The 6,139-nt window shown below is 71.5% G+C and carries 5 protein-coding genes and 1 pseudogene; 5 read left to right on the plus strand and 1 reads right to left on the minus strand.

The annotated features are described in order from the left end of the window. The first annotated feature begins 117 nt into the window (after window positions 1–117). From V7053_RS08690 to V7053_RS08700, 3 genes are read left to right on the plus strand one after another with little or no spacing between them, the layout of a single operon-like run. Window positions 118–1,215 (plus strand): App1 family protein, encoded by a 1,098-nt coding sequence (locus V7053_RS08690; protein WP_334171880.1) that lies wholly within the window; start codon window positions 118–120, stop codon window positions 1,213–1,215. A 48-nt stretch (window positions 1,216–1,263) separates the two neighbouring features. After that, window positions 1,264–2,412 (plus strand): type III polyketide synthase, encoded by a 1,149-nt coding sequence (locus V7053_RS08695; protein WP_334171881.1) that lies wholly within the window; start codon window positions 1,264–1,266, stop codon window positions 2,410–2,412. After that, window positions 2,409–3,575, plus strand: coding sequence for an FAD-dependent oxidoreductase (locus V7053_RS08700; RefSeq protein ID WP_334171882.1), 1,167 nt, complete (start codon window positions 2,409–2,411; stop codon window positions 3,573–3,575). Before V7053_RS08695 ends, V7053_RS08700 begins: the two co-directional genes overlap by 4 nt. Before the next feature lie 56 nt (window positions 3,576–3,631). Here the strand turns inward: V7053_RS08700 and gluQRS are convergent, their stop codons facing one another. Then, on the minus strand, window positions 3,632–4,546 hold the full coding sequence (gene gluQRS / locus V7053_RS08705) for a tRNA glutamyl-Q(34) synthetase GluQRS (RefSeq protein ID WP_334171883.1): 915 nt from the start codon (window positions 4,544–4,546) through the stop codon (window positions 3,632–3,634). An 84-nt stretch (window positions 4,547–4,630) separates the two neighbouring features. On the opposite strand from gluQRS, the pseudogene V7053_RS08710 reads away from it, so the two are divergent. Continuing rightward, window positions 4,631–5,104, plus strand: a pseudogene (locus tag V7053_RS08710) (MarR family winged helix-turn-helix transcriptional regulator); the annotation flags it as partial. 83 nt (window positions 5,105–5,187) lie between these two features. Continuing rightward, on the plus strand, window positions 5,188–5,955 hold the full coding sequence (locus V7053_RS08715) for an SGNH/GDSL hydrolase family protein (RefSeq protein WP_334171884.1): 768 nt from the start codon (window positions 5,188–5,190) through the stop codon (window positions 5,953–5,955). The last annotated feature ends 184 nt before the right edge of the window (window positions 5,956–6,139 follow it).

The following is a 6,139-nucleotide window of genomic DNA, read 5'->3' on the forward strand; positions in this document are numbered from 1 at the left end:
GAACCGGTATTCTCGACGTGACGCGCTCGCGATCCTCGTCGCTCATCGAAGCCGTCATGGGGGTTTGCGTCAACCCCGGTTCTGTGACCTGCGCCAAGCCGTGGCAGAGTGTTGCGCATGACTGGAGCGCTCCTGAAGGCCGCCCACCGCGTCGGCGACCGTGTCCACGCCGCCCAGACGGTGTGGGCGCGGAGGCTCGGCTTCATTCCCCAGGTGGTCGCGTATCGGGGTTACGGCACCACATCCCGCGTGCGGATCCTCGCCCGCGTCCTGTACGGCGCCCCCGGGCTGCATCGGATCGGCGCGAACGCGACGACGGCCCCCGACCGGGGCCGCGAGCGCTGCCGCGACGCGGGCTGGTACGAGCCTCCGATGCCGAGCGGATGGACGGGGACCGAAGACGTCCGCGGTTGGCGGGCGTTCACGAGCGTCCCGATCGAGTATTCGGAAGTCACGATCGAGATCGGAGAGCATACGACGACGGTGCGCGCCGACTTCGGCGGAGTCGTCGACGCCATGGTGCCCGTCAGCCTCGAGCCCGGCTGGCACGACGTCAAGATGAGCGCGGCCGACGCGGAGCCAGCCGTCGGTCAAGTCCTCGTCGTCGACCCGTCGTCGACGTTCGGCATCGTCTCCGACATCGATGACACCGTCATGGTCACAGCCCTTCCGCGACCCTTCCTCGCCCTCTGGAACACGTTCGTGCTGAGCGAGCGGGCGCGCACGCCGACGCCCGGGATGTCGGTGCTGCTCGACCGCCTCGCGGCGCATCACCCGACGGCGCCGGTCATGTACCTCTCGACCGGCCCGTGGAACGCGGCGCCCACCCTTGCCCGCTTCCTCGGCCGCAACCTGTACCCCGCGGGCCCTCTCCTGCTGACCGACTGGGGCATGACCGCGGACAGCTGGTTCCGCAGCGGGCGCGAGCACAAGGCCCGCAACCTCGCCCGCCTCGCTGCCGAGTTCCCCGAGCTCAAGTGGCTCCTCATCGGCGACAACGGGCAGCACGACGAGTCGATCTACGCCGAGTTCGCGCGCCGGCATCCGGAGAGCGTCGCGGCCGTCGCCATCCGGGAGCTCTCAGCAGGTGAAGCGGTCTTCTCCGGCGGCACGACCCATGACGCCCGGCCGACCCCGGTTCCCGGCGTCCCCTGGGCGGCCGCGCCCGACGGCGCCGGGCTGGCCGAGCAGCTCGAGAAGTTCGGCCTCCTCTGAGCGGCCCACCCCTTGCCCTCTCCGCACCTGATGTAGTGAGAATGGCCCATGACGGTACTCTTGCGGTCCCTGAACACCGCCGTCCCTCCGACGGTTCTCAAGCAAGCGGAGGCGCGCGACGTGTTCGCGGCGCAGGAGGGCCTCACGAGGCTCGGGACCCGATTGGTCCGCACGTGCTTCGACGCCGCGGCCATCGACACCCGTCACTCGGCCGTGGGCGAATTCTCCTGGGATCGCCCCGACGCCGCCCCTGACTTCTTCGATTCCTCGACCGGGCGCATCCTGAACCCGAGCACGAAGACGCGCAACGACGTCTTCGTGCGCGAGGCGACGCCGCTGTTCACCGAGACGGCGCGCGGGGCACTCGACGCCGCGGACGGGATCGGGCCCGAAGACGTCACGCATGTCATCACGGTCTCCTGCACGGGCTTCTTCAACCCCGGGCCCGACTACCGGGTGGTCCGTGAGCTCGGCCTCCGGCCTTCGGTCCAGCGGTTCCACCTCGGGTTCATGGGCTGCTACGCCGCCTTCCCGGCCCTCCGCGCTGCCAAGCTGTTCTGCGAGGCGGACCCGAGCGCCGTCGTCCTCGTCGCCATTGTCGAGCTCTGCACGCTCCACGTCCGCAGCTCGAACAACCCGGACACGATCCTCGGCGCGTCCCTCTTCGCAGACGGCGCGGCGGCCGCCGTCATCACCGCTCGCGACCTCCCGCTCACCCGCCCCGCCCTGAGCCTCGACGCGTTCGAGACGACGCTCACGCCGGTCGGCGAGGACACGATGGCGTGGAACATCGGCGACCAGGGCTTCGAGATGGTCCTCGGCTCCTATGTCCCGCACATCATCGACGACCACATCACGGGCGCGCTTGAGCCGCTCCTTGGGGGTGACCCCGCGCTCGCCGGACGGCCCCACAGCGGGATCGAGCACTGGGCGATCCACCCGGGCGGCCGCAGCATAGTGGACAAGGTCGTGGCGCGGCTAGGCCTCAGCGAGACGCAGGCCGAGCCCGCGCGGGAGACGCTTCGCGAGTTCGGCAACATGAGCAGCGCGACCATCATGTTCGTGTTCGAGCGGATCCTCGGCCTGCCGCGGCCCCCTCAGCAGCTCGACGGCCCCGGCGCGGAGCGCGTCTGCGCGATGGCCTTCGGGCCCGGACTCACGGTCGAGACGGCACTGCTCACCCGTGTGAACCCTTGAGCCCTGAGGCCGAGCGCCACGAGGTCGTGATCGTCGGCGGGGGCCCGGTCGGTCTGTGCCTCGGCGTGCTCCTCGCGCGCGCGGGCGTCGACGTCGTCGTCCTCGAGGCGCGCCCCGAGCGGACGCAGCACTCGCGCGCGATCGGGATCCACCCTCCCGGCCTGCGTGTCCTCGCGGCAGCCGGGGTCGCGGGGACGCTCGCGGCCAGCGGGGTGCAGCTCCGCGAGGGCCGCGCCCGGTCGCAGGGCGGGGAAGTGGCGCGGCTCGACTTCGACCCGCCCGTCCTCGCCGTCCCCCAATGGCTCACCGAGGACACCCTCGAGGCCCGGCTCACCGAACTCGCCCCGGGCGCGCTCCGGCGAGGGGTGTGCGCGGTGGGCGTCGAAACGCGGGGTTCCGGCGCCGTCGTCCGGGCTCTCGCGGGGGGCGCCGAGGTGCGCTTTGCGGGACGCTGGGTCGTGGCGGCCGACGGCGCTCGCTCGCCCCTTCGTGCGGCGCTTGGGATTCCGGTCCGCGAGCGGCGATACCCGGACGCCTATCTCATGGGGGACTTCGCTGACGCGTCGGGCGACGGCGCGGCGGCCGTCCTGCATCTCGAGCCGGCGGGCATCGTCGAGTCCTTTCCGCTCCCGGGCGGCGTGCGACGGTGGGTCGTGCACACGGACGTGCTCGAACCGGACCCTACCCCGCAACTGCTGGCCGGCCTCGTGGCCGAGCGTACGGGCGCCGTCGTGGATCCCGAGAGCAGCACGATGCTCAGTGCCTTCACAGTCCACGAGCGGCTTGCCGCGTCGATGCTCCGTGGGCGCGTCGTCCTCGTCGGCGACGCCGCGCATGAGGTGAGCCCTATCGGCGGCCAAGGCATGACGCTCGGCTGGCTCGACGCCGAGGCATTCGCGCCGCTGATCGCCGAGGATCTCAGGGCGGCGCGCCAGGGGTGGGAGCCCGACGGCGCCCTGGCGTGGCCCGCGCTGTGGGCCCGAGTCGCCGAAGGACGACGGCGGGCGGCGGCGGAGGCGGCCCGGCACGCCGTGCTCAACATGGCCCTCGGGCGGCCACTCCCTCCAGCGCTCATGTCGACGCGCAACGCGGTGTTCCGAGGGCTGTACCGCGCGCGGGCTGTGAGGGCGTGGACGTCGCGGCGCTTCACCATGCAAAGCTGACGGCGCAACGAGGGGGGCGCGCGCCCGCTCCCGTCGCGCCCCCTCCTGTTGCGCCGTCAGCTCCGCAGGGTCCCCTCCTGTTGCGCCGTCAGCTCCGCAGGGTCCAGCACCCACGGGTCGCGGGGCAGAGCGGCGGGCGAAAAGGCCGCGAGCGCGGCGGGGAGCACCTGCGGCAGCCGCAGCGATGCGAGGAGGGACGCCGTCACCTGTTGCGCGGAGACACCCTCGGCCGCGAGGGCCGCGAGCGTCACGGCGCCGTCGCGCTTGGCGAGCCGCTTCCGGGCCCGGTTGAGGACCAGTGGCACGTGCGCGTACTCGGGCACCCCGTACCCGAGGAGCCCGGAGAGATAGACCTGACGTGGGGTCGAGGGCAGGAGATCGTCCCCCCGGACGATCTGGTCCACTCCCTGCGCGGCGTCATCCACGACGACCGCCAGGTTGTAGGCAACCACACCGTCGTTGCGCCGGAGGACGAAGTCGTCCACGAGACCCGTGTATCGGCCGTGCAGCACGTCGGTGACGGTCCATTCGGTGACCCCGGCGCGCAGGCGGATCGCGGCGGGACGCACCGCGCGCCGTCGTGCGCGCTCCGCCTCGGGAAGATCGCGGCAGGTCCCCGGGTAGGCACCTTGCGGGGCGTGCGGCGCGCTCGGGGCTTCGAGGATCTCGCGGCGGGTGCAGTAGCACTCATAGGTCAGGCCAGCATCGGCCAGGGCCCCGAGCGCATCCTCATACCGCTCCGTCCGCTCGCTCTGCCTCACGATGGGTCCGTCCCAGTCGAGCCCGATGGCTGCGAGGTCGTGGAGTTGCACCGCCTCAGCGCCCGCGCGGGCCCGGTCGAGGTCCTCGACGCGGATCAGGAACTGGCGGCCCGTCGAGCGGGCGAACAGCCACGCGAGCAGCGCGGTGCGGAGATTCCCGAGGTGGAGCTCGCCCGACGGGCTGGGAGCGAAGCGGCCGGCGGGCATCATGCCCACAAGGTTAGCCCGCTCGCCGTGCGCCCGAGCAGCGGCAAATGAGGGTCAACTCCCGTCCCCCGCCTATGCTTGGTTTCCGTGACGGAACCCCGCTGGCTCTCGGCCGAGGAGCGTCGCGCGTGGCTGGCCCTCTTGAGCGTGACGACGCTCCTGCCGGCCGCCCTCGACGCCCACCTCACGTCCCTCGGCAGACTCTCCCTCTTCGACTACGACGTCCTCGCGATGCTCAGCGAGGCGGACGGCCGCTCGCTTCCGATGAAGGAGCTTGCGGCGCGGACCTCGGCGTCGCTCTCCCGGCTCTCGCACGTCGTCACGAAGCTCGAGAACCGAGGGTGGATTGACCGGCTCCCCTCGCCCGACGACGCGCGCGTGACCAACGCGCACCTCACCGATCTCGGGTGGGAGACGATCGTCGACCTTGCGCCGGAGCACGTCGAGCGGGTGCGCGAGATCGTCTTCGACGGGCTCGACGACGACGACGCGCGCCGCCTCGCGGACATCGCAGAGAAGATCGTGGCACAGCTGGACGAGGCCTCGTGGATCTTCCGGGACGTCGAGCGGGACCCGGGCCTCCCCTGCCCGAAGCGGAGGGTGCCCCAGGGGGATGAGGCAGCGGACGACGGCGGGAGCGCGGCATGAGCCGAGAGTTCACGACGCGCTGGGTGGCCTTGGGCGACTCGTTCACGGAGGGCGTCGGGGACCCGGACGCGTCGCGTCCGAACGGCGTGCGCGGGTGGGCCGATCGCGCCGCCGAGCAGCTCCAGGCCGCCGATCCAGGTTTCGGGTACGCCAACCTTGCCATCCGAGGGAAGAAGCTGCGCCAGGTGATCACGGAGCAGCTCGAACCGGCGCTCGCGCTGCGCCCCACCCTCGTGACCGTCTACGCGGGCGCCAACGACATCCTCCGCCCCAAGGTCGACATCGACAGCCTGCTCGAGGAGTACGACGCCGCCATTGCCCGCCTCCAGCAGGCGGGGGCTCAGGTGCTCCTGTTCACGGGATTCGACGCGGGAACGTCCAAGATCTTCGGCGCGATGCGCGGCCGGACGGCGATCTACAACGAGCAGATCCGCTGGATTGCCGACCGTCGCGGGGCGAAGCTCGTGGACTACTGGCGCTTCCATGAGTTTCAGGACTGGCGGATGTGGGCCGAGGACCGAATGCACATGTCCTCGCTCGGCCACGCGACGATGGCCAACAGAGTCCTCGGGATCCTCGAGCACGAGGGACTCGCCGACCTCCCTGACGTGCCCGAGCTGCCGATCCTGAGCGTCCGCGAGCGGTTCCGGGCCAACGCGGCGTGGGCGCGGGAATTTGCGGGACCGTGGGTGATGCGACGGCTCACCGGCCGTTCCTCGGGGGACAACCTGAGCCCGAAGTACCCGGAGCTCACGCGCCTCTGACGCGGGGGCGGTCCCGGCTTCCCGGCTTCCCGGTTTCCAGGCCGGGTTCCCCGACTTCTCGACCAAGTTCCCCAACTTCTCGACCGGGTTCCCCGACTTCTCGACCAAGTTCCCCGACTTCTCGACCGGGTTCCCCGACTTACCCCCGGCAAGCGCGGCGTGTCGCCCGAAGCCGACGGTGTGT

It is taken from the genome of Sinomonas sp. (genome assembly GCF_036848755.1).
Taxonomy (GTDB): domain Bacteria; phylum Actinomycetota; class Actinomycetes; order Actinomycetales; family Micrococcaceae; genus Sinomonas.